The sequence below is a fragment of the Muriicola sp. Z0-33 genome, from assembly GCF_026126425.1.
Lineage (GTDB): Bacteria > Bacteroidota > Bacteroidia > Flavobacteriales > Flavobacteriaceae > JAFMPW01.
In genome coordinates, this window is record NZ_JAFMPW010000022.1 from 1 (window position 1) to 26,264 (window position 26,264).

Genomic DNA, 26,264 nt, shown 5'->3' on the forward strand with positions numbered 1-26,264 from the left:
AGGTCTACCAGACCTTTGCTTGCCATTCGGCCCTCTAAAGATATGATTTTTGCTAAATGTGCAGAATCAAAATAATGAAACACAACGGTCTTGTGTATGATATCGTTGCGATTTTTGATTTGCTCAACGTTCCGTTGGTTTTATAAGTAATTAAAATGTAGGAAGTTTAATTCTATTAACCATCTCAGCAATGAATTATACACGTTGTTGTGCACAGTTTTTTTTGACTTTTGACGTATTCAATAAATCAGTTGTAATAATCGTCAACATTTTTTATTTATTGCTTCCCAGTCGTTATAGGTTGGCATAAAAAATGGCAAAAGAATTAAACCATTTCGTTTGTGCAATTATGTCTGTTGTTAGTAACATGAGCACGAAATAGGCCAACAAGGCTGCATATGGCCAGCGTGACCGTTTATACAATAGTTCCAATACAACCAATACGGCCATGAGTACAATGAGTGTGATTACAGATGCATAAAGGGCGACATCAAAATTTGGGACAAGACTAGGAGTTCCATAAATATATGTCCTTTCCAATGCAGCTTCGAGGGGAATAATTGCAGTACAGGCCATCAATCGCATGTGAAGTGAAAAATCCCTTTGTCGTGCAGCTTTGATCGCCAACCAAAGGAAAACACAAAATAACAACAGAGCAGTAATATCAATATATAAGAATTTAATAGCGAGTAAAGGGATACCATCCTCCAAACCATTATCTTTAAGCAGCATGGTTTGGAGTACTTGAAACCCACTTAGTACCAATATAACCGCAAGTACGAGCGATGCATAACCTATAGTCCTATGATGTTTGCGCCATCTACTTTTGATCAACCAAGCTTGAACGACAGCTAGCAACATCCAAGAAATTGCACTAATTCCATGTATAATAATGTGCGTCTCGATATTGACAATTGCCGAAAAGAAACTGGGCCAGAAGGATACAAATGTGAGTATGAAAATTGCTGCGAACCAAACCCACCATTGTTGCAACAAACTAGGCAAGGATTTGAATGATTTTGTCATGGAATTTTATTTAAAAATAAATTAATTGCAATTTATAATAAAAAGAATTTGAAAATTGAAGTTCATTTTTAAGTGACAAATTCTAACTCTTGTAAAACTACAATTGTAGCCAACGGATTTGTGTATGGCTCGTTGCGGAAAATCAGCTATAATTTTCCGCCGTAACCGAAAGATAGCAAATAGCAATGAACTCCGATTAAGGAATTCAGCAGCAATGAGCTATACACGTTGTTAGCCACTGGCATTATTTTTAATTCAACTCCAAAGATTTATTAATGCAAAAACGTTGGCCGCACCTAAAACAATCTCAAATATAATTCCTTGAGAAATTTGTTTACTTGGCTTACCATCTGCTTTTAAGCTTATGAGCCTTCCAATTGCAAAACCTACAAAAATAAGTGATGCAACAAAATGCGAAGTAAAGGTTAGTTTTCCGATAAATGTGCCAAGTGCAATAATGATTCCTGCACAAAGCATGACTGCGGCAACTCCTCTCATTTCATTTAATAAGCTGGCATCTTTTTCAAGCTTAATTCCAGAGTTTTTTAAATAAGTTTTAATTGGATTGCTCAACCTCATTAAACCCACAAAGACGAGCATTAAAGCTGATAATGACAAGATTACGATTCTGATAGTTTCCATTTTAAACTATTTATTATTAATATTTCTACAAATGTAAATTGGAACAGTGACAAAGGTGTGTCAAGGGTATTTCTGATTTTTCACGTACTTTTCAAAATACTCTTTTATAGTCATGTTATGCGGACTAAACGTTTGGCTTTGAGTCATAATCTTTTCAATGAAATCTATTCTGAAGTGTCTAAATTCATTACGTAATAGACAGTAGGCAATTAAAAGAATATCTCCATGAATACTATAGATGGCGAAAGGTTCAATTTCTCGAGTGGTTTGTTCGTTTGCAGAAGAAATATAGTCAATTGTTAAAATTTTATATTGGGTAATAGCTGATTGTATTTGCATTAGGTTATTACTTGTTTTCTCCTCATTATTGTTCCCACTAAAGTAAATTCTATCGGACAATAAATCTGCATTTCCTTTTTGAGAGTATCGTAATATGGCTTTTATTTTTTCTATAGCGCTAGTGGTGTTTTTAACAAGTGATGAGTCTTTGTTTTTGATAGCTAATTGTTCTAGAGTGATCAATGCATTCGCTTCGTTCTCTGTGAAAAGTACCGGTGGGAGGTGATAACCTTCCATGATAGAATAGCCTTTTCCTTCTTCGGTCACAATTGGTATTCCTGATTTCTCGAGTGTACGAATATCTCGATAAATAGTTCTTACACTTACATTATGCTTTTCGGAGAGTTGTTTTGCCGTAATAATTCTTTTGGATTGCAGTTGGGTAAGAATAGCAGTTAATCTCGAAAGTCTTGGTTTTTCTTTTTCTCCCATTTTAGAATTATCTGCATGTAGCCAACGTATGGGCTATGGTTTCGTTGCTGAATTGTCCGCACGGACCATCCGAAAGAACCAAGCAATGCAAGATAAGAATTTCCGGCAGGAAATTCCGCCGCAACGAATTATAGCCGTTGTTGTGATGCGTTTATTCTTTCAGTTTTAAAAACTTTACGGCATTGTCGTAAAAGATTTTCTTTTTATCCTCTTCAGTTAGGAAGTCATAACTATTCAATTTGTTTATGCTTTTTTCAATGGCATGTGGCCACACCATTTGGTCAGACCCGAACATAACTCTGTCAATTAATCCATATTTTTTCGCTTTCCTTAAAAATTGTTCTGCATAATCCATCGGTTGCTCATGAACCCAAAGAACAACTCCTAGATCAGTATATAGTTGAGAGTACTGAAGCATTAACCTTAACGCATTTTCATAAAAAACTTCGCCAGAATGCATCATGTAAATTCGCAGTTTTGGAAATTTAGCAAGTACATCTTCTATTGTATACGGGTCTCCAAGTTTTATTCTAAAATTCGGGCAGCATCTATAGGTAATATCCATTGGCCCACCTCCTGTGTGAACAGCCACTGGAATATCATATCGCTCGCAAATGTTTAAGAATGGCTCAAATTTCGGGTCCGATAAAGTAAAGCCATCGTAAACGGCTCCTATTTCTCCAAAAACTTTAAGTTTTCCAGATTCAATTAGTTCCTTAAAAGCAATGGTGTCTTTTGGCGGAGAGTTTGTGAAATATCCAGGTATTAAAATTCCGTCATCGTCCAATTTATTTGGCCCTCCGATAGTACTGACAATTGCTTTTTCGATATTGTGCTCCTTGAGAACTTTTAGTAATTCGTTCCTATAGGTATTATAATCCTTAGGCGACATGATTCCGTCAGGAGCAGGAGCTGTGAAATACGTTTGCTCGGTATAATCATGAAGGTGCATGTCAATAATAGGTTGATTACCCTCCTGAGAGTAACTTAAAAATGGAATAACTAGCAGTATTATAAGTGAGTTTTTCATTTTCTTAGTGTTTGAGAGAGTTTTTATGTTTTGCAATTTCCTTTTCATTTAGACCGAGGAAATTAGCAGCGTTGTTGTAGAAAATATCTGCTTTTTGATTCAAGGTCAGAAAATCTGCTGAGTTTATCGCATCTATAGCAATAGAAATGGTTTCAGGCCAAACCATTTGGTCGCTTCCAAACATAATTCTTTTCCCAAATCCAGAGTCAACTAATCCTTTAAGGAAGTTAAGGAATTCAGCTTTTGGTAAAATCCAGTCAATGGCAGAAATATCAATATGCAATTGAGGATGCGCATACATCATGGCTTTCATATCTTCTAAGTATGGCCAACCACCATGCATAATAAAAATTTTCATTTTTGGATGGCTAACAAGCACTTCTTCGAGTTGTTTTGGATTTGCATTTTTAACCCTCATTTTATCCAATCCCATATTGTATATGCCACCCGGTGGTCCACCTGGCATAATGTGAAACCCTACCGGTAAATCTAGTTCTTCAGCCAGATCAAAATTTTGTTTTTGACTTTCATGATCCGCAGTGATACCTCCATAGAAAGGGTTTAATTCTCCAATGGCTGAAAGCTTTCCTTGCTCGGCCATTTTCTTCAAACTATCTAAAGGCATATTTCTGCCGCTAATTAAAATTTTATCAGATTCATACTTATCCCATAATTGTCCATCAGAAGTTAGAGCAAGAACAATATTGTGCTCTGAAAACTTTTTAAAAGTCCCTGTTTTTTGTTCTTCGGGTGTGGTAACACCTTTATAAGTCTCATTTTTTAACGGATTCCAATGATCCATTCCAAACAACATTCCGGCTAATTCATCATTATAGGCATGAATATGCATGTCAATGATGGGGCCAGTATAATCCTGAGCATATAAATAGGGTGCAGTAAAGAACAAGGCAACTATTACTTGTATTGTTTTCATAATATTCTCAATTCTATTTGAGAGCCAAACTATCAATTTCCCTAAGATTGTAATTGTAAAAATCCGAACTATGCACCTTTAGCTTTAAAAACTCAGATGGTGAAATACCTCCAAACTTTCTAAAATCTTTAATGAAGTGAGCTTGATCATAATATCCGCATTCATAGGTAATGTTAGTCAGTGAATCAGCGGAGCTGTTCAAAAGAAGGTTGGTGGCTCGATTGAAGCGAACTATTTTTCTAAAGTGGGCCGGACTCAAACCGACATACTTTTTGAATATTTTTTGTAAACTACGACCCGAAATGCATAAGGCTTCACTTAGTTGGTGGATAGAGACAACCTGCTCCGATTTTAACATGTTAATGGCGTGATACAGTCTAGGATCAACTTTTTCCAAGCCAATTCGTTCCTTTATAAATGATTCAAGTGCAATAAACTTATCTTGGACGTGATCTTTTTCTTTGAGCTGCGATGAGATTCGATCGATATCACTTGCAGAAAAAAACAGGTCCATGTGCAAAAGGGAATCATGTAATTCATAGGCGGGCACCTGTTTCAAATAATATAACCCAAAGTTGTTGAACTGAACCGTCATGAATTTCATTCCTGCGTAAGGTCGTAAAGAAACTGTGCTACTACATGATGCATAAATGGAGGTGTCCACTAAACTCTCATCCACTCTAATTTTTTCGTCCAATGAAATCATAAGGTTACTTGTGGCATTTGGGAATATTGCCATAGAACCGTCTAACTTGTCTTCTGCAGTGATCTCCACATAGCTTAGGAAGTTTACTATCTTAAAAAGTGCTGGATGGGTTGGTATATAAATTTTTTGAATCATCTGTAAATTGTATCAGATAAATCCATTGCAATTTGGCTCTCTGGATTGTAACAATAATAATTTATTCATTTTTTAATGCATTACAACGGTATGTATATGATTTGTTGCGTGATTTAACCACCTAATTTAGCAAATACAAACCAAACTGAAAATCCTTGCGGATTTTCAGAAGTAGGCTAGAGCTAGTAATAAATTATATACAGTATTAGCAATAGCTTTTATCTTTCAATGAACAAATATTCTGCATATCTTAAAGCAGTTACAACTAAATTATTTCGATCTTGAGCATTCTCTGTAAATTCATTCATTAATATTTTATCTATTTTTCTGCCTTTAATCATAACCCATTCAGGATTACTCAACACACTCAAATCTTCAAGAGGGTTTTTAGATGTCAATATAAAATTTGCCAACTTACCTTCCTCAATCGATCCAATTTGCTCCAATTCTTTATGTGTTTTGGTTGGATTAATTGTTGCTGTTTTTAATACGTCATAATTACTTAATCCTGCTTCTTTGTAGAGTCCAAGTTCTTGATGAATAGAATACCCAGGGGCTGTTATACCTATGCCCGCGTCTGTTCCACAAATTATATTTACTCCAGCTTCATTCATTCTTTTTATGATGTATAAATGAAATTGATGTTGCGCATAAATATATGATTTGATGGAGCTATTATTTTCTTTTTCGTTTGCCCATCTATCGTATTGCACCTTACTATCAACCTTTTGGATTAGCGGATTTATGTAATAGGCGGGATCTGATGTCAAAACATTTTCACCCAGTTCAAGCATTTCAAAAATCTTGTAATAGCCTGTTAATGTTGGGCAAAATGATTTTTGGGTAAGCGCGAATTTTTGAATTATCGTGTCTAATTTTAAACTGTCTAGTTTGTACTCGAGCGCTTGCTGAATAATTTCTTCCGCATGTTCAATGCTCGATATTTGAGGTTGAAATTGGTCTAGATATGGTATTTCCCGGCTTGGATGAGCTACAACTGAAATATTAGAAAGGATCGATTGCTCTAAAATGGCATTTTCAATGTTTTCTGGTATACCAGCATAGGTTTTAATAAAATCAAACCCTCGTTTTTTATAGGATATAACCAATTGTTTAGCTTTTTCAGGAGTACTAATCTGTACTTTGTCATCTCCCAGGTCATTTTCACCTGTTAGTTTGGGGCTTGACGTATAAAATTGCGGGCCAATAATATTTTCGGCGTTTAAGGCTTTCTTTATTCTTAAATGCATAGGATATCCCCATAAATTTCTAATTGTGGTAACACCATTGGCAAGATACAGGCCAAGCTCTTGTTTGTCCCATAAGTGAGTATGCATATCAACTAATCCCGGAGATAAAAATTTGCTTTTCCCGTCTATGATTTCGATGCCCTCTAAAACAATTGAATCTGCAATATTTTCAATAATTCCGTTTTTTACCCATAGCGTTTTATTTGCCAAAATGGTGTCTTTGGACATTGGAACAATATTGATGTTGGTTATTAGATAAGAAGTTTCATTTAAACCAGGGTTGTTTTTAATCTTTAGATATGCTGTATTATGAGCATTCACAACTAGAAAAACTATACATACAATAGTTAACGTTAATAGTAATGCGGCAATTATTTTTATAACATTTTTAAGATGTTTCATTTTTGTAATTATTGCTAACGTTGATTTTAAGAATAATAGCCGGCTACACAGCTTAAGTCTTTCTTTATATGATAAACTTGTGAGAAACTACAGGTCTAAAAAAACTATTATCCAGGCTATTACTTTTCTACAATGTTAGCGATGTGTTATTCTTTGATGCTACTTGGATATTGAATGACTTAGCATGTATTTGATATACATTATTCGTAGTATAAAGAATACTATCTTAGAAAGGTTTACATATTGTTTAACTCTTCTTCTTTAAAGGATGCATTTTTAAATAGCTTAAGTTTCTCCATATCCATTCCAATGGACCATATTGATAATATTTTAGCCAAATTGGGCTTGCAATTAATTGAAAAATCCATATGCCAATTAGGATGTATAATAACTCAAAACGCTGAAATGTTCCAAACAGCCCAAAACCTGCACCTGTAAAAATAAACATAGCAAAAACCGAATGCATCACATAATTGGTTAATGCCATTTTACCAACGGCAGCGAGACTGCCTTTCAACCATTTTAATAGCGGTAATTTACAAAATAGCATAATAGCACCAACATGACCAATAGCAACAGGAACTCTTCCTAAATCGTATGTAATATTTGCTTTAGAAAAGCTTAAAAATGAAAAATTCTCCTCCATAATGGAATAGATCTCGTGATAATTTATAGTGAATCCTATCAAATATCCCACAGCAGCCATTATTGCATAGAATTTATACGATTTTTCGGCCGAAAGAATCTTCCATTTAAATAAAGCGATTCCTATTAGCATCATACTAAGAACATCCCATAAATCATATCTGTAAGGCCAATTTTCATCGTAATGTTGATTTTCAGGGGCAAGAAACGCCACCACATCTAAGTACCCTTTACGCATATTAGTATTATATTCTGCTATACCTTCTGGAGATCTTTCCCATTCCATATTTTCCCATTTTACAGCTACTTCCTGAAGATCTCTGGATAATGTTTTACCCTCTAGTTTATAGGTTTCTGTAAGTGCAACGTCTTCGATGAATTTTATATCCTTTCTATAATCTGCGTAATTCCATAGGGCACCAATTGAAAATAGTAATACTGCTACAAACGTTAATTTAATTGGTGGCAAATTTCTAAATGAGAACACTAGAAAACCCATGAGCGCATATTGGTAAAGAATTTCACCGGTCCAAAGCAATAAATATCCATGTATCAACCCGAAAACGAGTAACCACATAAGTCTTCTGAAATAAATATTTGCAGCTTGTATTCCAGCTCCTTTTTTTTCGAGTCTATCCATAAATATGAACATACCTACTCCAAATAATAGGGAGAAAAGTGCTCTCATTGTACCCTCAAATGCGAAATTTGCGGCAATCCAAGTAGAAAGATTCCATCCTGTAGCACCGCCAGAAACCGTTGGATCTCCATAAGCTCCGGCTAGCCCCATACCATTAATATTCATTATTAAAATTCCTAATAGAACAACTCCTCTCATAATGTCAAGAGACAGTATACGGTCAGAAGATTTTAAGGGAGTGAATGATTTTTTTGGTACAGTCATAATTGCTATGTTGGTTATTTTTATTTTAAGGTTTGTTTGCGATAATGACCGCTAACGGTCTCGGCTATGATTTTGGCACGCCTGCGGCATCATGAATTATAGCCGATGTTGTGCTTTGGTTATTATTTTTTTGTGTCGGACAGATAATTATTATTCCCGATAGAATTTCCAATGCATTCAATGCCATTTGATGTTCATGCCAGTTATTAATTTGAAGGGCTATTAGTATTCCGATGACCACTAGAAAGAATTGGCCAATTGCATATAGAAGATATTTGCTGAAAGAAGTTGCAGCCGGATACGAAGGAAGAATTTTATCATTGAGTTTGGTTGGTTGCTATAAAGATATGTTTTTTTTGCGGGTTTGGGGGATTCACATAATGAAGTACTACGCGCTTGGCTAGGATGCCGCTGCAGAGAAAAATCGGAGATTTTTAGGAGTAGGAATCAAGCCAAAATAAATATACTGATTTCTGGTTAAGCACATTGCAAGCAATGGAGTATAGCCACTGTTGTGCAACCTAATTAATCATAAACCTAAATCTTTTTTAAGGTTAGATATTTGCTCATAATGTCTATCAATGTGTAATCTGATGAATTCCAATCTTTGTACGGCATTTAATGGTCCACACAGGAAATGTGGATAGATAACTTCTTCGAGTGGTAAATCTTCCAAGATGGGGATTAGGTTTAATAATAAATCATCGCAATTCTTAAAATGAGCAGTCCAAATCGCTAAACTCCATTTACCCTGAGGAGTGGCAGATGCTGGAGCCTTTTCTTTTGTTTCCCATGTTTTATCTATTATTTCTTCAATAGATAATCCACTGTTTTCATTATTTCCGGACCAAACAGGTTTGCCTAGCCTGAAACATTCAGCAGCGGTGAAAATCAAATCAAATCCGCCTCTTTCTGCCAGGACCAGATGTTCAATAATCTCCTGGATACTCCATTTGTCCTGTGCCAATCTATTTGCTCCATCATCGGCATTAATATTTACAACAAGGTTAATAATCCTTTCCCGGGAAACTTTAATTTCATTGAGCAATTTATTAACTCTATTTTCCATTTGGATGTATTGATTTAACTCTCATTTTTAGATGGTCACTTAGTAATTCTTCTATTTTTTGTTTTTCCTCATATCTAAGAGCGTGGCCAATTCCTTTCCATAATTGATAAATGCAACGGTTTCATCTGTCCGTGCTAATTTGATTTTATCAAAGATGATTAGTGCTTCGCCATTACTTTCTAAATGATAAATCTGATGATTTTCGAAGAAGCGCACGATATCATCTGTAAAAAATGACCGAATTTCAGATTCCTCATTCCCCATAATCAAGAATTTTTTAGAAAAGTCTGGATACATCTTAAAATCTATATCCTTATAACCGGTAAATGCCATTACTCTGTCAAATATATTTTCAAATACGCCTTCTTTTTCCATTGTGAAAATGGGGATCTTTTTATTTAATTTTAAGACCATTAGCGTTGTATTAAACGTCTCAGCTGTAAAAGCAGCGCCTTCACTAAAAGTTACATCAGCAATTTCCCATGACACATTTAAATCTTTATAAATTCCGTTGAGGCAATTTAATTTACGCTCAATAGGTCTGATTTCAAAAAAGTGAAAGTTCTTAAGATAAGTAGTGTCCCAGTCTATCTGACTTGTGAATTGGTAATCCTTTTCATTCGCCAAATTTTGCAACCGAATTTGCCTTGGTGATAATTTTGCAACAGAACTGCTTAAAGAAATTTTTAAAGCTCTATTATGGGTAGAGGATGAAACATGAGAATCTAGTCCTCTTATAACTACCTCCGCGCCTGTATTCTTTTGCATTTTTAGGTAATCTACCAGGTAGTCCATGTAGGTCATCCCTACTAATCTTGTTTCCGACAAATCAATATTAACATCCGCCCCAGATGGAATTTGAGACACCAACTTATCGACTTTTAAGATGCCTAAAAAATTCGCAATCCCTTTAATATTTAGATCGTAACGGCCATCTGGTTGCTTAACCAAATTTGAACCCGAATTATAAACCATTTTAAAAAAACGGGGAATAGGCACCCTTGCCAATAGCATATGACTTACCAAAGCCAATAATAATCCACCAAGTAATCCAATTAATAAATTTGTATAAAGGGTTAAAACCATTGTACATACAAAGAATATTAATTGCTCAGTTCCTTGATAATAAGCTTGTTTGAAAACCGCGGGGGAAGCCAATTTAAATCCTGTATACACGAGCAAAATAGCAAATGCACAAAGAGGTACTTGTGTCATTATAGGGCTTAACACCACAATAAAAAGCAACAACAAAAGACCTTGATACATATTAGACCATTTGGTCTTAGCACCATTATGGATATTGACCGTACTTCGAATAATTACAGCAATAATTGGCAGACCTCCAATTAAACCAGCAACAACAGTACTTAATCCGATACCTGTCAAATCCTTATTTAAATTGGTCTTTCTTTTATAAGGATCAATCTTGTCTATTGCTTTGGCAATGGCCAGGGATTCAATGCTTGTAATTATCAAAATAGATATTACGGTGGTCCAGAATTCAATTGTAGCAATTTTACCGAAATTAGGATGCATAATTGAATCCATAATATTATCAGGAATGTCTAACAATAGATTAGGTCCTACCTCATAGGCCTTTCCAAGGAATGAAAGCGTATGCTGGTCAAAGAAATTAAAGATATAGACAAATGGTATGGAAAGGATTATGACCCACATTGGGGCAGGCAAAATATGAAAAAACCGATAAGAGATTTTGGAATGAAACAATAATAAAAGCAAGCCTGTCAGTGCAATAATCAACACAAAAGGATTGGCTTGAGGCAAGTATACAACTGCATCAATGAGGTTTTGTACAATACTTGGGCTATCAGAATGTGTACCCATGGCAACATGGATTTGTTTTGCAAATATGATAATTCCGATGGCGGCTAAAAGGCCATGAATTACGGAAGAATGGAAGATATCTGCCAAACGACCCAATTTCAACAACCCCAATAACATTTGAATTGCACCTGAAACAACCACAGCTGCCAACACATAATTAAAGGCTTGCCCTGAACCATCATCCATCAATACAATACCCAAAAGTATGACCCCTATAACTCCTTTGGCAGGTCCGTTGACAGATATATGCCCTCCCCGGTAAAGGGTTGTTACAATACCGCCCACAATTGCTGAAATGATACCTGACATCGCAGGTGCACCAGCGGCCAAAGCAATACCTAATGAAAGAGGCAAAGCAATAAGTGCTACACTCACTGCTGCGATTAAATCACTTTGCCAATTTTCAATTAATCCCTGAATACCTTTTTTGGGTGTAGTTTCCATTTATTTGATCATCAAATAGTTTGTGAATTTTATCATAGCTAACGAAAATAGTAAATATTCGCAATTACTGGGGTTGAGCAAGAAGAACTGTTCAGGAAATCGGAAAAATTAAATGGTCTTCTTGTAAATGAATATTTAGATGGTTACTTATTTTGTACAACGGTCTCGGCTATGATTTCGTTATGTCGGCATATGCGCAGCAGCGAGCAAGTTGGCGCGCTGGCAAGGCGGTATTATTCCATTTAGAAATCCGCCATTAATTAGTACTTTTATTTTGGTGTGGCATAAAACCGCAATGAGCTATACTCGTTGGTGCCTTCGTTATTTTATTTATTGATTTCAGCGTTTAATATTTGAATTGATTCACTCATTCTATTCTTTAAAGGGATTAAAAAATTGTTTTCTAAGAATACAGAAATTCCTATAAAGAGAACAATATCATTTTCAAATCTCTCAGATTGAAGTAATACTTTATTTGAATTCTCAAATGGACTTGAAGAAAGTTTAAACCAAGTTTCAGTGTCCTTTAGATTATCTAATATTTTTCTGAAATTACCTGAATTTCTTAAACTTCGGTAACACTCCAATCTAAAATCAAAAACGGTTTCTTCTTGCTTCCTTAATTGTTGTAATTCTGCGTCAAAAGAAGAGAGAATATTTCTCAATTCATTATTTCTAACAATGCTTAGATTTCCAGAATTAATAGCCTCATTTAGTACTCCCAAACTAGGACGGTAAATTGCTTCTTGTCTAAACGCCTTATCCCAATACTGAGCAATTTCACGATCTGAAAGATTGGTTTTTTTTGGTGAAAGAATGGAAGCAAATTCTCCGGCAGCTTCAACATTATTGCGATTAATTTCTATTACAGCTTGAAGTTCTTTACGGTTATGAATGAATTCTTGTCTTAATGCAGTAAGCAAGGTTTGTTCTTTGAGATTGGTTTTTCTTTGTTCATTCCAATTATTTATCTGCAACGCAATTAAGATTCCAATAACTACAAGAACAATTTCTCCAATAGCATAGAGCAAGTATTTACTGAATTTGTTTTCAGTGAGCAATTGCTGCCGGATACGGCGGAAGAATTTGATCATGTTTTTTGTATTAATGCCCTCGCTTCAGCTGGCTCTTTACCATCAAAGGTCTATCAGACCTTTGTTTACCGTTCGGCCCTCTAAAGAATTTTATCATTGGTTATTGGTTAGTCATAATGAAGCACAACGGTGAGTATAAGAATAGTTGGGTTGTTTAAAACAACTAATTTAGCATATACAATCTGAATAGAAAATACGCAAGCATTTTCGCAAGTGGGCTTACACCAGCAATTAATTTTATAGGGGGTTAGCCTTTCGTTATATATGACCTAAAATGAAGTCCAAATGTATATGCCTATCTTTTTTCTTTTATAGAATTGGATTGGTGTTTTCTATAAATTTACTTTTAAGAAGTCAAGACAGTCGGCAAACGGACGAACTTCAACACCATCGATACTCTTGATTATAGTTTTATCCATAACATGTGGAGGCATAACGAAAGCTTCATGAATTTGCTTAATACACGCCAGGCCACCAGGAGTTTGAAGTAAACTGGCGAATGCTACGGTAATGCTGTTATAAGTTACTTTCGGAAGAAATCCTGCCTGATATTTGGTATGCAAATTATCCCAAGCTCCCACATACCCAATTATGATTGAAAATAAGCGTCCTTTTTCGTCCTGACTCAAACAGGTATAGTCATTCAATGCTTTTCTCATAAAGACAACATTTTTTTCGGTTCCGTAGCTGTTGTTGTATTGTTCTATATATAATTTAATGGCATCACTCAAAGAGTCTGTTATAGTTTGCTTATTCCCGAGTTTTACTTGTTTAGCCAAATAAAAAACTGAAAGGATAATAAAAACAAGGCCAATTAACTCTGCCACTGCAATAATTGCTTCCCAATTCATGTAGTAATTTTTAATTAATATAGTACTGAAGGCAGGTAACTGCCTTTAGGTTGATTATAAAGTCCTATAGACATAAGGCTCATTACATGCACAACGCGAAGTTTATTTTTAAGACACCAACGAAATAATTCGTGATTCGAAGTTGGAACCAGAATGCCAGGACCCTGAAATTGTTCAACAGCTGAAATCAATGCTTTTAATCCCTCATTTGATGTTGCAACAGAGTGACCGAAATAAGCCAATCCTGTAGAATAACCTACAATGTTATCATCATGCTCTACCACCAAAGCTGTGCTTTGTTGAATAGCATCCGAAAGTTCCCCCGAACGATTATGTCCGTGCACATATTCACATATCTTATTACACGCATCCAAATCTTCTTTGTGTGCAGGGCGTACAGGGTAGCCTGTAACTTTATGGGAAATAGGAGGGCCTTGCATGGCCGCCATTGAGTCTTGTACGTTGAATCCCAATTTTGCGTAAAGGGATAGAGAACTATTATTATATGCAGCCTGAAGCAGGCGGACTCCAGCAAATTTTTTTTCATTGGCTCTATCAATAACATTTATCATTAATTCTTTGCCTATGCTCTTATTTTGTAATCCGTTGGAAATCGTAATTGGTCCTACCCCTGCAATTGAAGAACGTTCGTCAAGAAAATTGCTTCCTACTATCTTACCGTCCAGTTCAGCCAAAACTCCATAGAAACCAGGATGGGTAATGAGTCCGGTTAACATGCCTGTCGTGACTTCGGCATTCGGAAAATCTTCAGGAAAGTTATGGTGGTTGGCTACAGTTTTAAAGGCAGTAAAACAGATTTCACCACAGGCGGGTGCATCTTCTTGAAGACATTCGCGGACAATTAATTTCATTAGTTGGTTTTTTAATTAATGTAAGGTAGGTTGAAAAACGAGTTAAAGGGTATTGCAATTTATAAGGTAATAAATAAAAACCTCCCAAGTTTAATTATCCGCATTTTTTTAAAAGGATCTTTGTTTTTATTACCTAATAAAGGCTAACGCTCTAGGCTATGAGCCCTGCCATGTTTGCTCATTTACAATGTATCGAAAAGAGATGAAGATGTCAAATGACTAGGAATTACTATAGCAGGTATGGCTGATCGCCAATGCCGGTGGTTGTTAAGCTATCTTTTTGAAAGTTCCATTTCAATGATTTTGATAAGTGAATCAGCCATGGGGATATATTCCAACATTTTCATGTTCATTTCAACTTGTGTATGATATGCATTGTGTTTTAGTAAAACAACTAAATCCTCATCCCTTGCTAATTTGGACCTATCTACTGTAATATTTTTATTCTTAGATCGATAATCGTCACCAAAAAACTGCGCTTGAGGTGTATCGGAAGTGAATGACAACGCTTTCGACTCAATCCTCTTAATTCCTTCGTCATAAGATGAAAAAATTCTGTTATCATTGTCAAAATTGGATTTGTAATTATCAAGTTCTTTTTTGATCCTTACTGATTGAATCAAAGACAATTTCCCTGATCCCATAATTTCGGTGTAGGTCGGGTAAACTGGTTTATAATCTAAAATGTAACCAGAAGTAATAAGCCAATGGATGAGTTGGTCATCATTTACGGGCAAGTCTGGATCATTTAGAAACATCAAAACCGAGTCCACATTTGCTTGTCGTAATTTTAGCCAACCAATCGATTGATTGTACCCCTTAATATCTGCTTTCAGATCCTCAATTAAATTCCTTAGGATAATGGTTTCTTCATTCGTATTTTTCTTTTGATCATTCCAATTATTAAGGGCAAAGGCTCCCAGAATACCGATCATAATTACGAATATCTCAAGCAGATATTCTGCCCATTTCTGTTTTAACGTTTCAAGAATTTTCTTCATAGTCTAGGTTATGACGACCACCGTAATGTAAATGAGCCGATTTACGGGCTTATATACGATGTTATACTTAGTTTTTCTTTTTAATTATTTTAATTTCTCCAAAATCAACATCAAGTAAATTTTCTTGATCTAATGAGAAACCCAATATTTCTCTTTTCGAATTAAAGTTGAAAGTTAAAAAACCATCAGGAACACGAATGTCATACCAATCGATTTTAAAGGTGTCGAATTGCCAATGAATCAATCGACCCTTGAACAATGGTGTATGAGAGAACGAAAGCTCTAGTTCTACATTATTGGTAAGCGATAAATTAATATCTCCATACATCTCATCATTATAAACCCCTGCATAACTAATAAGAGGTAAAGATGGATTAGATTCTTTTGGTCTGATTTCGTTGGTAGCGGCTTCCTTTTTTTTCTTTATTATTAGTTTACGGTAATCCTTTCCCCGCTCATATATATCAAAGGTACTATCATTGAAAATAAGTTCGAAGATTTTTGCTTTTATCAAGAAAGATGCAGGTTCTTCCGAATCATTACATAGAATAACCGCACCAATGTTCATGTCTTTTATCATAAACAACTGTGCAGACATTCCATCGATTCCGCCACTATGTTCTATTATCTTATGACCCTTCCAGGGAGTGAGCCACCACCCGAATCCATAGGAGGAGAACTCGTTGCCAAATGGAGGACCGCTTATTTGGAATAATGTCTGAGGTTTAAAAAGTTCATCGATCACGTCCTTACTCACAATAGTATCATTCACAAAAACACCGTCATTCAGCAGTAGTTTCATATAATTGTTCATATCCTTAGCTGATGAATATATGAAACCTCCAGGCCCCAGGTTATCTCCATTTTCCTGTTTTATGGCAACTTTCTTGTATTCTGCATTCCAAATATGAGGTTGGGCCAAATTGATATTGGCTTCTCTAACCTTTGACATTGAAGTACTATTGTTCATTTCTAGTTTATCAAAGACTCGTGATTTGAGAAAATCATCCCAGGTCGTTCCTGAAACTTCTTTTACTATTTCGGAAGCTACAACGAACATTATGTTCTGATAAGCAGGTTTCTCTCGGAAGCCAGAGACTGGCTCAAGATATTTAAGTCGTTTAATGATTTCAACTCTTGAATAGTCAGAGTGATACCAAAGTGTTCCTCCACTAACCTCCTTCAGCCCGCTTCTATGAGTGAGCAAATCTCTAATGGTAAAGTTTTCTGTTACATATGGGTCATATAATTCGAAATAGGGTAGGTAGTCCTTCACTCGATCGTCCCAAGTTAATTTCCCTTCATCTACGAGCAATCCGAGTGTTAATGCTGTAAATGATTTGGAAATTGACCCAATTCCAAAAGTAGTTTGATTATTGACCTTTGAATCTTTTCCGATTTCCTTTAATCCAAAACCTTTTGAATAGATGACAGTATCATTTTGTACGATGCCTACTGAAAGCCCTACTACCTCAAAATCCTTTATAACTTGATTAAGGTATATATCGAGCGAATCCAGTGGTATTTTTTGAGCATTTGAATCATTAAAAGCAACTAACCAAATGATTAGCAAGAAAAAGATTTTGTTGTTCATTTTGTTTAAGTATTACGCCTTGATAAAATGCGTTTTAATGCATTTTATCTTTTGTTGTTAGTATGTTGATTCTTGTTAGTCGCTGTATTTTAAAACTTTTATTCCTTCATATTCTTTCAAAAATCTATCGTCTTCTGACCATAATTCCCACATTGTAATAAATGTTTTTACATCACCATTGGCGAGTAATTCAAATTTAACTTTGTTAAAACCTAATCCCCCTTCAAACGAATTTTCTCCTTTATAAAGCAGTCCTTCCATTATCTGACCATTTAATTTTAAGAAAAGTAAATCATCTTGTCTATTGAACTCAGCCATTCCATTTTTCAATTGATAGATACCTGTAATTTTCCTATAGCCTTCATCATCTAATAGAAACGATTTCCCCATTACAATATCAAAGTTTACAGACTTTTCATTATTGGAGTCATTTTCAATTTCTAATATGCGATTCATTGATTCTGGGGCCGCCGCTGCAGCATCCTTTTCAATATAAGGATCTCCCTTAAAATAGATTTGAGTGATAAGATCATGATGATCTCCACTTGAAATTCTCATATGTATATGCGCAGGTCTCCAATCATCGCCGTCCCTGTATGGCACAGGAACAATCGTTTTAAAAGCGTATTTACCATTGGCATCTGTTTTTACAGCCCCTCTGAAAACATAATCATCAGAAGTATTATCATATTGTTCATTTTCATCGCACTGCCAAGCCTCAATAAGTGTGTCGGCTAATGGAGTTTTTCCATCTTTTTGAAAAACAGTACCGATTAGATGCATAACGTCTCCTGTTGAACCCGGGGGAATTAGGTTATTTCTCATGGGTGAACCAGGACGATAAAAAGGCCCGAGAATATCTGTGGTTGTAACTGTATCGCCTTCAAAACTTTTTCCATTCCAATTAATTGCACCAAAAGCTGATATGCTAAATGCGGTTAGTGTGGATTTCTTAATAAAATTTCTACGCTTCATAAGGTTAGGTTTTCAGATAATAGACTCCTTGCTGAGTTAAGATAGTATAATTATCAATTATCATTTTTATAATTACCCACAACGGTCTTGTATGGACAGTAGGGCAGGTTCGAAGCGATTCACTTTCGGGTTTGTACTAAGCCAAAACAAACGTTTTTGCTTTTAAATTTGCTTCTTTTAAAAATCAAAACATTGTATTGGCGTTGCCTGTTTAAAGAACAGGACTTTCAATTTGTCTCTAATTGCCCTATTGGTTATACACCCTGTTGGCAACCGTAATTTATTTAATTGTATCGCTAAGCGTTCCGCTCATTGCTGCCGGAAAGGTTACAATGATTATTCTTTTTATTGCTAAGGCATTATCAATACCCCAGGGGCACTTCTCAATTAAAGTTAAAATCAATGCCACAACGATCAGTGAGATAAGGTATGTTCCAATGATTCTTTTAATGAAATCAAGTACATATCCTTTCAATGTTACCTTATAGAAATTAAAGTAAACAAAAACCGAAATTAAGACCAAGGAAAGGGTAGCGATTATCCAAACATTAAATATTGGTAGAGTTTCACCAAGATTCCAAGCCTCCTCTGTAAATGAAACAGGAATAGCCAATAGTGCAGATCCTATAATTACCTGCATTATATCTCTAGGCTTGAACTCAAGCATTAGAGGTTTAAGAGCGTAGCTTATTATCTCCCCAGACTTGTCTGCAATTGGAACCACTCTATGTAAGTAGCCCCCAATCCTTTTTATGGTTGTTTCTTTAATTTCTACTTTCTGTTCCATCATTTTATTTCAATGGTTGCCATCGGTTCGTATATGGCGCGTTTCAATGCGGTTTATACATTGTTCTCAATAGTTTAATCATTTTCTTTTGTTACTTCTTCCAAGAAGTCAAACCAGGTTCGATAAAAAATCATTTTGTTGTCCAATCCTTTTATTCCATGCCCTTGACCTTCAAACTTCACCAGCTTTACATTCTTATTATATTTCTCAAGACTGTCAGCAATCATTTCACTGCCTGCAATGGGTACACGACTGTCATTAGTACCGTGGGTAAGTAACAAATGTCCCTTCATCTTATCTGCATGATACAATGGAGAACGATCATTGAGTTTTGCTGCCTCGGTTTTTGGGTCTCCTGCTTCCAGTATTACCCAATCCGGAATATTGCCGTTCTCATAAAAATGGATGATATCGCTAAAGCCTGCATGGCTAATACCAAAGCCCCAGTCAAACTCAACTGTATTACCATTTACATCTCCAGGGAAAGTAAGTGTTCGCATCGTGGCATATCCCCCCCAACTTCCACCAAATACACCAATATTACTTGGAGGGATATTTAGTTTTTCTGACACGAACTTAGCCGCATAAAAGACATCAATAATCTCATTACCACCTAAATCCTTGTCATTCAGGGCCGAAAACTCTTTACCAAATCCGCTACTGCCTCGAGGAGATGGACTTAGAACATAAATGCCGGCATTTGCCAGAATTTGATACCGTGTGCTAAAGGAATTACCTCCTCCGTAAAAAGATTGAATCATCACTATCCGTTCTTTTTCAGGTAAGGGGTTTTTAGGTTTATACAAATACGCATGAATTTGCCTGGGTTCCCCAGTAATAGGGTCTATATCAAACGTTGGGTAGGTGATTCTTTCCACCGCAGTATTATATATTTTATCTTTCAGTTCTTGAGGAACATCCACCTTTGTGTTGAACTCAATTTGTTCTTTACTCACCTTTAATTCATCTATACGGAACATTGAAGTATTCGATGTCGCCGATACCAACATTTTATCACCATCACTGTCATAAACGTTCAAAACCACATCGCTATTCTGTTGAAGCACTACTTCTCCATCGGGCAGAGATACGAGGTATACTTGTGTTTCTATGGGCGAAGATGTAGTTGCAAACAAATACTTGTTATCGTCAATTGTCAGAATTTCTGAAGATCCTAAGTCGCTTGTGAAGCTAGTAAGTTGTTTAGATTCCTTTTTTTTCAAATCATGGATATACACATTGCTAAAACCATCTTCGTTGGAGGTGTAAAGCAATGTATTTTCATTAAGCCACTCAGGGTAAGCCGAAAGATTTGAACGCTCCTTTTTGGAATTAGTCAGTAATGTTTTTGATTTTGTTTCAAAATCAATATATATCAAGTTGCCAAAGGTTCTGTCGGCATTTTTCAAGGTGTTAACAACCACGCCCTTTCCTTCAGGTTGCCAACTCGGAGAACCCCATGTAAAGCGCATTTCAGGGGTATCTTGAACTATCGAACTTTCTTCTTTCGTCTTCAAATCCAAAATTCTCAACTCGCCTAAACGTTCCTCTTTATCACCCAAACGGGCTACATACGCAACCTTGTCTTTGGCATCATTCCATCGATAACCAAAAATGTAGGGAACGTCCGTTAGTTTTTCAACTTCTTTGGTCTCAGGATTAAGCCGTGTTAAATTGATGATTTCGTCATTGGATTCATCACCAACCCAATACAAGTGCTTGTCATTTTCATTATAGCGGATTCCCCATACATTTCGGGTACTGTAATCGATATCTGAGATTTTTTTACCTTTCTCTAAATCACCATCATTGTATAAATCAAGCTCTAGTAAATCCATGGTTTCGCCACGTTTCATGTAATACAACTTTCCGGCTGCATAAACTGGTTGAAAACTAGTATAGGGAAAACCCTCTACAAATGGGCTAAGATCAATCTCCCTGCCTTTAAAGCTTACTAATTTGGCATTCTCATCAGTTGCCGTCTCTTCGCCTTCAGTGCTTTTCTGGTCATTGCAACTCAAAAGAAGCAGCGCCAAAAAGAATATTAGAACTGGTTTGTTTTTATTCATGTTGATAGAGTTTAATTATTGAGAACGGTTCGTATATGGCGCGTTTCAATGGCTTATATACAGTGTTGTGCTTTCGTTATTAATTTAAATCACAATCAATAGCGTCAGTCAGTTCTTTGATCAAGTTCACTTTGAATTATCTTAAGAGTATTTATAATGTTGTTCTTCAGATCAGAATAATAAATTAAATTCAGGAAAGTACCAGTGGCATAAAAGAATGTTAGTTGATTATCATATTCAAGATTCTTTAACAGCACTATGCTAGATGACTTAAAATTACTGTTAGGCATGTCCATCCTATTTCCCAATGCATTTATAAAGGACTTTCTGCCGTTTCCCCATTTATTCATTAAATCAATCAACTTATAACGGGGTTTGGAATGTTCTTGTTCCTGAAACAAGACACTTGTAAGGACTCCATCCCATGAGGCCAGTTTTAATCTCAACTCCCTATTCGAAATGATACCTAAATTACCAGAGTTGATTAACTCAATGAGAGTACCTGGACTAGGACGGTATTGAATTTCACTCATAATTGTACGGTACATTAAAGAGTCAAATGCTTTTTCGGTAAAATCTGGATTATCAGTTCCCATTTTACCTAAAAGTGTATGAGCGGTTTTCAAATTTCGTTCATTTAGTTTCATTACTCTTTCTACCTCTTTAAGGTTGTTTGTGAATTCATCATGAAGGGCATTTAAATAAATATATTCAGTTGCATTAATTTTTTCAATTTCATTCAGATTATTTAACTGAAGAGCAATTAATATACCAATAACCACAAGAACTATTTCCCCAATGGCATATTTTAAATACTTTCCAGTTTTGTTTTTCTCCATAAGGTCGTAGCGAATTCGTCTAAAAAACTTAATCATGATCTAAGTTAAACATTTAGTTTTTCCGCAAGCGGTTATCTCGCCCAAATGTCCAATGGACATTTGATTTACTATGTAAATTTTGGCTCGATAATATCATTGGTTATTGGTTGGTTATAGTGCCTACTACGTAGCTTAGGCGAAGTAGTAATGAAGGCTAACGTCCGTTATAAAATGTCATTTTATCTTTTGTTATATGCCCTCGTACTTTTTTATTAAAATGTTAGTTTTCTTTTAAGGCCGATTTTTCAATTGTTCCACCTTCAAACAAAATCATTTCTTGTTCTGTCCTCGGTTCCACAATTACCGATGCATACATTACATTTTGTTTGAAATTGAATACAAAAGTGACAAAATTTGAATTAGCTTCATTCAGTGCGCTAATCATGTATATTTGGTCACCAATCTTCCTGGACCAATATGGTATGGTACCTTCCGCGCCTTCGTTTGCACCTTCCGTAAATTTAAATTTAAATCGGCCGTCAATAAATTCAGCATTAACAACTCCCATACTCTCATTTTCATAACGATATTCCACAGAGGTTCCATCTAACAAATGTTGATTCTTTCCTTCTTGACCCCTTGCCTGGTAAGTAATTGCCACTAGCGTAATGAGCAAAGCTATAAGATGTTTCATGATTTTGGTTTTTAGGTTTATGGAGTAAATATTGGTTTGGCATATAACGTTTAGTGTATGGTATCGCAGCATTGTGTAGGGTGCTATGCACTATACACATTGCTGGCAGTAGTTATTTCATTTTGACAACTATTTTCCCTTTTGCCCGACCAGATTTCTGATAGACTAAGGCATCAATTGCGTCAGAAAAAGGGAATACCTTATCGATAATTGGTTTTATTTTTTCAGTCTCTACTAATGACTTAATATCATTTAGTTGATTTCCATTAGGTTGCATCAAGATAAACTTGTAATAAGCAGTTTTATTCCTGGCTTGCTTTGTTATCCGCTTTCTTTTTAATTTTAATATGAAACGAATAAGACCATTAAGACCCAATTCTTTTGAGGTTTCACCATCTAAATCACCTGCCAGGCTAACTACTTTTCCACCTTTTCGGATAACTTTGAAAGCGTCTTCGGTATAATTCCCGCCAAGAGTATCATAAACAACATCAATGTCTTTTACCACGTCGAGATAGTTTTCTGTTTTATAGTCAATTACTCTATCTGCGCCTAACGCTTTTACCCATAACAGATTTTTAGTACTTGTTGTGGTGTAAACATAAGCTCCTTTGCTTTTTGCATATTGAATAGCAAATGTTCCTATTCCGCCAGAACCAGCGTGAATCAAAACTTTGTCGCCTGATTTCAAATTTGCCTTGTCGAAAGATTGAATAGTGGTGAGACCAACCAAAGGAAGGCCAGATGCATTGACAAAATCTATGTTCGAAGGTTTTAAGCTGACTACATCTGCATTTACAGCTACAAATTCAGAAAATGTGCCCGGAGAATCAGAAGGGACTTTAGAATATACTTCATCTCCAACATTTAAATGACTCACGCTGCCACCTTTCTCAATAACAACTCCTGAAACATCAAAGCCAATCAGAGCGGGGAAAGTTAGTTTCCTCACTTTTTTCATAATACCCTCAATAATTTTGTAGTCGATAGGATTTACACCAGCAGCGTAAACTTCAATTAGCACTTGATTATCTGATATAACAGGTTTTTCTATTTCTTTGAAACCCAAATTACTTTGAATATCTCCGTATCCGTTTATTTGTAACGCTTTCATATTCTATTAATAAAGTTGCACCTAATTGCTGCAAACTGTTGTGCTAAGGTTCGTTGCTGTGATTGGTCCGAAAGACAATCCAGCCGAACCTAAAGATAGCTTTTTGCGCGTGATTTCCGTTTAGGAAATTTGCCAGCAACGACTTTTAGGTTTTGTTAGGGTAAGTTTTTTAGTGATTCAGAGATACAAAAAGTTGAGATTTTATTTTCCATCCCTGAGATTCTTTAGTCCACATAGCAGAATAATTTCCCTTAATTATGGAATGATCACCTTTTTCCGGGTCATAAGCATTCCAAATTCCACTTTCCCATGCCAAACCTCTTTTTTCATTGACTACAATTTCTTTCGTGTCGCGAACCCAGTACATTTTGCTTGCTCCACCTTCGAAAATATATTCAGCTAAAGCTTTTTTTCCAGATAATAATGTCCCGTTTCCAGTTGTAATTAACACATCATCGGTCAAATATGAAAGGACTTTTTCATTGTCGTATGACTTAATTGCTTGATTTGAAGCATTCCTAACTGCTAATATCTGCTCTTTGTTCGATTGTGATTGTAGTTCTGAAGTAAATATAAAAATGGAAAGAAGTGCAAAAAGTAAATTTCGAGTAATTCTCATTTGATTCAATCTTAGCGATTATTTATCTGGGTTCTTTTAAATTTGCCCTATCGGTCTGGGCTATGGTTAGTACGGGATTAAATTAGTATTAAGCACTGAGTCGAATCTTTTGAATTTTGTTTTAATTTTTCTCTTTTAATACCAAATCAAAAGATTTGCCGGACTATATTAAAAGGTCAAAACTTTGGGGTAAGCACCAAAACCCGCATTAATTATAGCCTTTGTTAGTGTTTGTAATATCCTTCGGAGTACACTGTTCTTCATTTTTGCAACCTTTTTGCATAAGTTTATAAAATTCAAAAGAATAAATAAATAGAAAGAAAATTGCCCATGTTTTAGATAAATCTTCAAAGGAGAGGCGAAGTATTCCATTCTTCGCTCCAAATGTGTCTATTAAAATCATGATTCCAAAAAATAGACCTCCTAAGTAAAGTGCGTAACTTTTTACTGTTTTCTTCCAATTTAACTCTTTGTAATAATAAAGAATAATGAGTTCGAACAATCCTATTGATACAAGTAAAAAGGCATCTTTAAATCCTAAATGGTATCCAAGACTTTCATGAATCATAAAACGTTCATCAATGGCCAAATAAAGAAAAAGTGCAGTTTGAAATACAAAGAAAGGGAGGTCTGATTTTTCACTTTTCTTATAATTTACTGTACAGAGAAAAAAATTGTATGCAATAAGAACTAGAAAAATTGTTGTAAATGTAGTGTTAATGCCAAATAAAATTACATCGCCTTTAATATCCGTAAGATATTGCCTTACATGTAGTTGGCCAAATAAAAATTCATTGTAAATTATGAAAAAACTATAAATAATAAGCAGCAAAATACCGATTTTAAATGATGTTTTTTTTAACATATTGATTTTATTTTTTATATAGTATCTGATACCTTTATAGATTCAAATTGAATCCTCATCCAAACTATTCTTTATTACTAACACTAACGGTCCCGGCTATGAGTAGTTGCGATCAGGATGTTTTGTCGCCTTACTGCTTTTCAAGTTGATTCAGGGCGGTTTACTATCGGCCTGCAAAATGGTGATTCAAAGCAAAAGCTTGGCAACAAAACGGCACAACGAAATCTGTCGGACTATTTAAAATTTAAATCTAGTAATATTTGTCGGATAGTTGAATACGAGAAATGAATTATAGCAATTATTGTGCCTGCCTGCCGCGTGTCCGATAGCGCAATGCTATCGGGGCAGGCAGGCTTTCGTTATTTTAGTTTCCAGTTCAAAATCCTGGGAATTTGTCAGCATGACAGCATCGTTTTAAAATGAACTGTGATGGTTGCTAGGTTTATATATCCAGTATACAATGTTCTACCTTTTGCGTATCACTTTAACCTGATTATGTTATATTGATTTATAGTTCATTTTAATTAAAAGTTTTAGAGCTTTCTGTTCTAGTAAGCCCTAATCGACATATTCTATTTCTCTAATAATTAAATGCTCTTCACTACCATCCTCACCTTCATCATAACGCATTGCCTTTGTCCAATCTCCATTATCATTAAATTCAAGAAATTCGTTGTGCGTTTCATAAACTAATTTTTGATTTTTATAATACTTCTTATAACGAGATTTTCTCTCGATTAAAGACTCATACTCTAATATTGCCTGACCATCAACGATTTTGTAATCTTTAAATAACCTGAACCCCTTTTCATAGTCGTTTGATAAAATAACATAACCACTTAAACTATCCGCCTTATAGTTATACCTAACATCAGATGCCGGTTCAAAAATCATTTCTCCTGTAAGTTCACCCTCTGCGCCATAAAAACTCCTCTCAACTCGATCATCTTTAAAATAGACCAATTTTTCCATCGATCTCAAGTTGCTGTCTGCCTCATAAGTACTGGCCTCAATGTATAGTGTCAGCAAAAAGTGAACTTTTAAAGGGTTAAATCTAAGATATAGATTTAATATTTTTAATAACCTTTAAAAGCAAGACAAATGCCTA

24 protein-coding genes are annotated in these 26,264 nt (G+C 35.4%); all 24 read right to left on the bottom strand.

The features are described 5' to 3' along the window. Nucleotides 1-294: 294 nt before the first annotated feature. On the bottom strand, nt 295-1,026 hold the full coding sequence (locus J1G40_RS17710; protein WP_265243998.1) for a hypothetical protein: 732 nt from the start codon (nt 1,024-1,026) through the stop codon (nt 295-297). 255 nt (nt 1,027-1,281) lie between these two features. Then, a complete protein-coding gene (locus tag J1G40_RS17715) occupies nt 1,282-1,668 on the bottom strand; it encodes a DUF4345 domain-containing protein (RefSeq protein WP_265243999.1) in 387 nt (128 codons plus the stop codon). 60 nt (nt 1,669-1,728) lie between these two features. Beyond that, a complete protein-coding gene (locus tag J1G40_RS17720) occupies nt 1,729-2,439 on the bottom strand; it encodes a helix-turn-helix transcriptional regulator (RefSeq protein ID WP_265244000.1) in 711 nt (236 codons plus the stop codon). A gap of 151 nt (nt 2,440-2,590) precedes the next feature. Continuing rightward, a complete protein-coding gene (locus tag J1G40_RS17725) occupies nt 2,591-3,517 on the bottom strand; it encodes an amidohydrolase family protein (RefSeq protein ID WP_265244001.1) in 927 nt (308 codons plus the stop codon). Further along, complete coding sequence (locus J1G40_RS17730) at nt 3,474-4,403, bottom strand: amidohydrolase family protein (protein ID WP_265244002.1); 930 nt, start codon at nt 4,401-4,403, stop codon at nt 3,474-3,476. Before J1G40_RS17730 ends, J1G40_RS17725 begins: the two co-directional genes overlap by 44 nt. A gap of 13 nt (nt 4,404-4,416) precedes the next feature. Further along, nucleotides 4,417-5,244, bottom strand: coding sequence for a helix-turn-helix domain-containing protein (locus J1G40_RS17735; protein ID WP_265244003.1), 828 nt, complete (start codon nt 5,242-5,244; stop codon nt 4,417-4,419). A gap of 218 nt (nt 5,245-5,462) precedes the next feature. Then, nucleotides 5,463-6,896: an amidohydrolase family protein gene (locus J1G40_RS17740; protein WP_265244004.1), complete on the bottom strand. Its 1,434-nt coding sequence runs from the start codon at nt 6,894-6,896 to the stop codon at nt 5,463-5,465. Nucleotides 6,897-7,143: 247 nt separating this feature from the next. Then, a complete protein-coding gene (locus J1G40_RS17745; protein ID WP_265244005.1) occupies nt 7,144-8,445 on the bottom strand; it encodes a DUF418 domain-containing protein in 1,302 nt (433 codons plus the stop codon). 529 nt (nt 8,446-8,974) lie between these two features. Next, nucleotides 8,975-9,514 carry a DinB family protein gene (locus J1G40_RS17750; protein WP_265244006.1) on the bottom strand — a complete coding sequence of 180 codons (540 nt, stop codon included), beginning with the start codon at nt 9,512-9,514 and terminating at the stop codon, nt 8,975-8,977. A 51-nt stretch (nt 9,515-9,565) separates the two neighbouring features. Further along, entirely contained in the window at nt 9,566-11,803 is a 2,238-nt protein-coding gene (locus J1G40_RS17755) for a SulP family inorganic anion transporter (RefSeq protein WP_265244007.1), read from the bottom strand. Between the two features lie 326 nt (nt 11,804-12,129). Then, nucleotides 12,130-12,897 carry a DUF6090 family protein gene (locus tag J1G40_RS17760; RefSeq protein WP_265244008.1) on the bottom strand — a complete coding sequence of 256 codons (768 nt, stop codon included), beginning with the start codon at nt 12,895-12,897 and terminating at the stop codon, nt 12,130-12,132. A gap of 332 nt (nt 12,898-13,229) precedes the next feature. After that, a complete protein-coding gene (locus tag J1G40_RS17765; protein ID WP_265244009.1) occupies nt 13,230-13,748 on the bottom strand; it encodes a hypothetical protein in 519 nt (172 codons plus the stop codon). 14 nt (nt 13,749-13,762) lie between these two features. Next, nucleotides 13,763-14,620, bottom strand: a complete 858-nt coding sequence (locus J1G40_RS17770; protein WP_265244010.1) for a GNAT family N-acetyltransferase — start codon at nt 14,618-14,620, stop codon at nt 13,763-13,765. 272 nt (nt 14,621-14,892) lie between these two features. Continuing rightward, the gene (locus tag J1G40_RS17775) at nt 14,893-15,621 is read right to left on the bottom strand and encodes a DUF6090 family protein (RefSeq protein WP_265244011.1); all 729 of its coding nucleotides are present in this window, start codon (nt 15,619-15,621) and stop codon (nt 14,893-14,895) included. Between the two features lie 67 nt (nt 15,622-15,688). Further along, nucleotides 15,689-17,215 (bottom strand): serine hydrolase, encoded by a 1,527-nt coding sequence (locus tag J1G40_RS17780; protein ID WP_265244012.1) that lies wholly within the window; start codon nt 17,213-17,215, stop codon nt 15,689-15,691. Between the two features lie 75 nt (nt 17,216-17,290). Further along, nucleotides 17,291-18,190: a hypothetical protein gene (locus J1G40_RS17785; RefSeq protein WP_265244013.1), complete on the bottom strand. Its 900-nt coding sequence runs from the start codon at nt 18,188-18,190 to the stop codon at nt 17,291-17,293. Between the two features lie 280 nt (nt 18,191-18,470). Beyond that, nucleotides 18,471-18,977, bottom strand: coding sequence for a DUF2391 family protein (locus tag J1G40_RS17790; RefSeq protein WP_265244014.1), 507 nt, complete (start codon nt 18,975-18,977; stop codon nt 18,471-18,473). A 74-nt stretch (nt 18,978-19,051) separates the two neighbouring features. Next, nucleotides 19,052-21,046 carry a S9 family peptidase gene (locus J1G40_RS17795; RefSeq protein WP_265244015.1) on the bottom strand — a complete coding sequence of 665 codons (1,995 nt, stop codon included), beginning with the start codon at nt 21,044-21,046 and terminating at the stop codon, nt 19,052-19,054. Nucleotides 21,047-21,150: 104 nt separating this feature from the next. Next, nucleotides 21,151-21,885: a DUF6090 family protein gene (locus tag J1G40_RS17800; RefSeq protein WP_265244016.1), complete on the bottom strand. Its 735-nt coding sequence runs from the start codon at nt 21,883-21,885 to the stop codon at nt 21,151-21,153. 259 nt (nt 21,886-22,144) lie between these two features. Beyond that, the gene (locus J1G40_RS17805; RefSeq protein WP_265244017.1) at nt 22,145-22,558 is read right to left on the bottom strand and encodes a MoaF-related domain-containing protein; all 414 of its coding nucleotides are present in this window, start codon (nt 22,556-22,558) and stop codon (nt 22,145-22,147) included. 112 nt (nt 22,559-22,670) lie between these two features. Then, entirely contained in the window at nt 22,671-23,672 is a 1,002-nt protein-coding gene (locus tag J1G40_RS17810) for an NADP-dependent oxidoreductase (RefSeq protein ID WP_265244018.1), read from the bottom strand. Between the two features lie 169 nt (nt 23,673-23,841). Then, entirely contained in the window at nt 23,842-24,291 is a 450-nt protein-coding gene (locus J1G40_RS17815) for a nuclear transport factor 2 family protein (protein ID WP_265244019.1), read from the bottom strand. 208 nt (nt 24,292-24,499) lie between these two features. Next, complete coding sequence (locus tag J1G40_RS17820) at nt 24,500-25,156, bottom strand: hypothetical protein (RefSeq protein ID WP_265244020.1); 657 nt, start codon at nt 25,154-25,156, stop codon at nt 24,500-24,502. A gap of 558 nt (nt 25,157-25,714) precedes the next feature. Then, a complete protein-coding gene (locus tag J1G40_RS17825) occupies nt 25,715-26,185 on the bottom strand; it encodes a hypothetical protein (protein WP_265244021.1) in 471 nt (156 codons plus the stop codon). Between the last annotated feature and the right edge of the window lie 79 nt (nt 26,186-26,264).

What these genes read in the sequence shown, in the direction of transcription:
- J1G40_RS17710 (WP_265243998.1), bottom strand. Translation starts at nt 1,026, where the DNA reads ATGACAAAATCATTCAAATCCTTGCCTAGTTTGTTGCAACAATGGTGG.
- J1G40_RS17715 (WP_265243999.1), bottom strand. Translation starts at nt 1,668, where the DNA reads ATGGAAACTATCAGAATCGTAATCTTGTCATTATCAGCTTTAATGCTC.
- J1G40_RS17720 (WP_265244000.1), bottom strand. Translation starts at nt 2,439, where the DNA reads ATGGGAGAAAAAGAAAAACCAAGACTTTCGAGATTAACTGCTATTCTT.
- J1G40_RS17725 (WP_265244001.1), bottom strand. Translation starts at nt 3,517, where the DNA reads ATGAAAAGGAAATTGCAAAACATAAAAACTCTCTCAAACACTAAGAAA.
- J1G40_RS17730 (WP_265244002.1), bottom strand. Translation starts at nt 4,403, where the DNA reads ATGAAAACAATACAAGTAATAGTTGCCTTGTTCTTTACTGCACCCTAT.
- J1G40_RS17735 (WP_265244003.1), bottom strand. Translation starts at nt 5,244, where the DNA reads ATGATTCAAAAAATTTATATACCAACCCATCCAGCACTTTTTAAGATA.
- J1G40_RS17740 (WP_265244004.1), bottom strand. Translation starts at nt 6,896, where the DNA reads ATGAAACATCTTAAAAATGTTATAAAAATAATTGCCGCATTACTATTA.
- J1G40_RS17745 (WP_265244005.1), bottom strand. Translation starts at nt 8,445, where the DNA reads ATGACTGTACCAAAAAAATCATTCACTCCCTTAAAATCTTCTGACCGT.
- J1G40_RS17750 (WP_265244006.1), bottom strand. Translation starts at nt 9,514, where the DNA reads ATGGAAAATAGAGTTAATAAATTGCTCAATGAAATTAAAGTTTCCCGG.
- J1G40_RS17755 (WP_265244007.1), bottom strand. Translation starts at nt 11,803, where the DNA reads ATGGAAACTACACCCAAAAAAGGTATTCAGGGATTAATTGAAAATTGG.
- J1G40_RS17760 (WP_265244008.1), bottom strand. Translation starts at nt 12,897, where the DNA reads ATGATCAAATTCTTCCGCCGTATCCGGCAGCAATTGCTCACTGAAAAC.
- J1G40_RS17765 (WP_265244009.1), bottom strand. Translation starts at nt 13,748, where the DNA reads ATGAATTGGGAAGCAATTATTGCAGTGGCAGAGTTAATTGGCCTTGTT.
- J1G40_RS17770 (WP_265244010.1), bottom strand. Translation starts at nt 14,620, where the DNA reads ATGAAATTAATTGTCCGCGAATGTCTTCAAGAAGATGCACCCGCCTGT.
- J1G40_RS17775 (WP_265244011.1), bottom strand. Translation starts at nt 15,621, where the DNA reads ATGAAGAAAATTCTTGAAACGTTAAAACAGAAATGGGCAGAATATCTG.
- J1G40_RS17780 (WP_265244012.1), bottom strand. Translation starts at nt 17,215, where the DNA reads ATGAACAACAAAATCTTTTTCTTGCTAATCATTTGGTTAGTTGCTTTT.
- J1G40_RS17785 (WP_265244013.1), bottom strand. Translation starts at nt 18,190, where the DNA reads ATGAAGCGTAGAAATTTTATTAAGAAATCCACACTAACCGCATTTAGC.
- J1G40_RS17790 (WP_265244014.1), bottom strand. Translation starts at nt 18,977, where the DNA reads ATGGAACAGAAAGTAGAAATTAAAGAAACAACCATAAAAAGGATTGGG.
- J1G40_RS17795 (WP_265244015.1), bottom strand. Translation starts at nt 21,046, where the DNA reads ATGAATAAAAACAAACCAGTTCTAATATTCTTTTTGGCGCTGCTTCTT.
- J1G40_RS17800 (WP_265244016.1), bottom strand. Translation starts at nt 21,885, where the DNA reads ATGGAGAAAAACAAAACTGGAAAGTATTTAAAATATGCCATTGGGGAA.
- J1G40_RS17805 (WP_265244017.1), bottom strand. Translation starts at nt 22,558, where the DNA reads ATGAAACATCTTATAGCTTTGCTCATTACGCTAGTGGCAATTACTTAC.
- J1G40_RS17810 (WP_265244018.1), bottom strand. Translation starts at nt 23,672, where the DNA reads ATGAAAGCGTTACAAATAAACGGATACGGAGATATTCAAAGTAATTTG.
- J1G40_RS17815 (WP_265244019.1), bottom strand. Translation starts at nt 24,291, where the DNA reads ATGAGAATTACTCGAAATTTACTTTTTGCACTTCTTTCCATTTTTATA.
- J1G40_RS17820 (WP_265244020.1), bottom strand. Translation starts at nt 25,156, where the DNA reads ATGTTAAAAAAAACATCATTTAAAATCGGTATTTTGCTGCTTATTATT.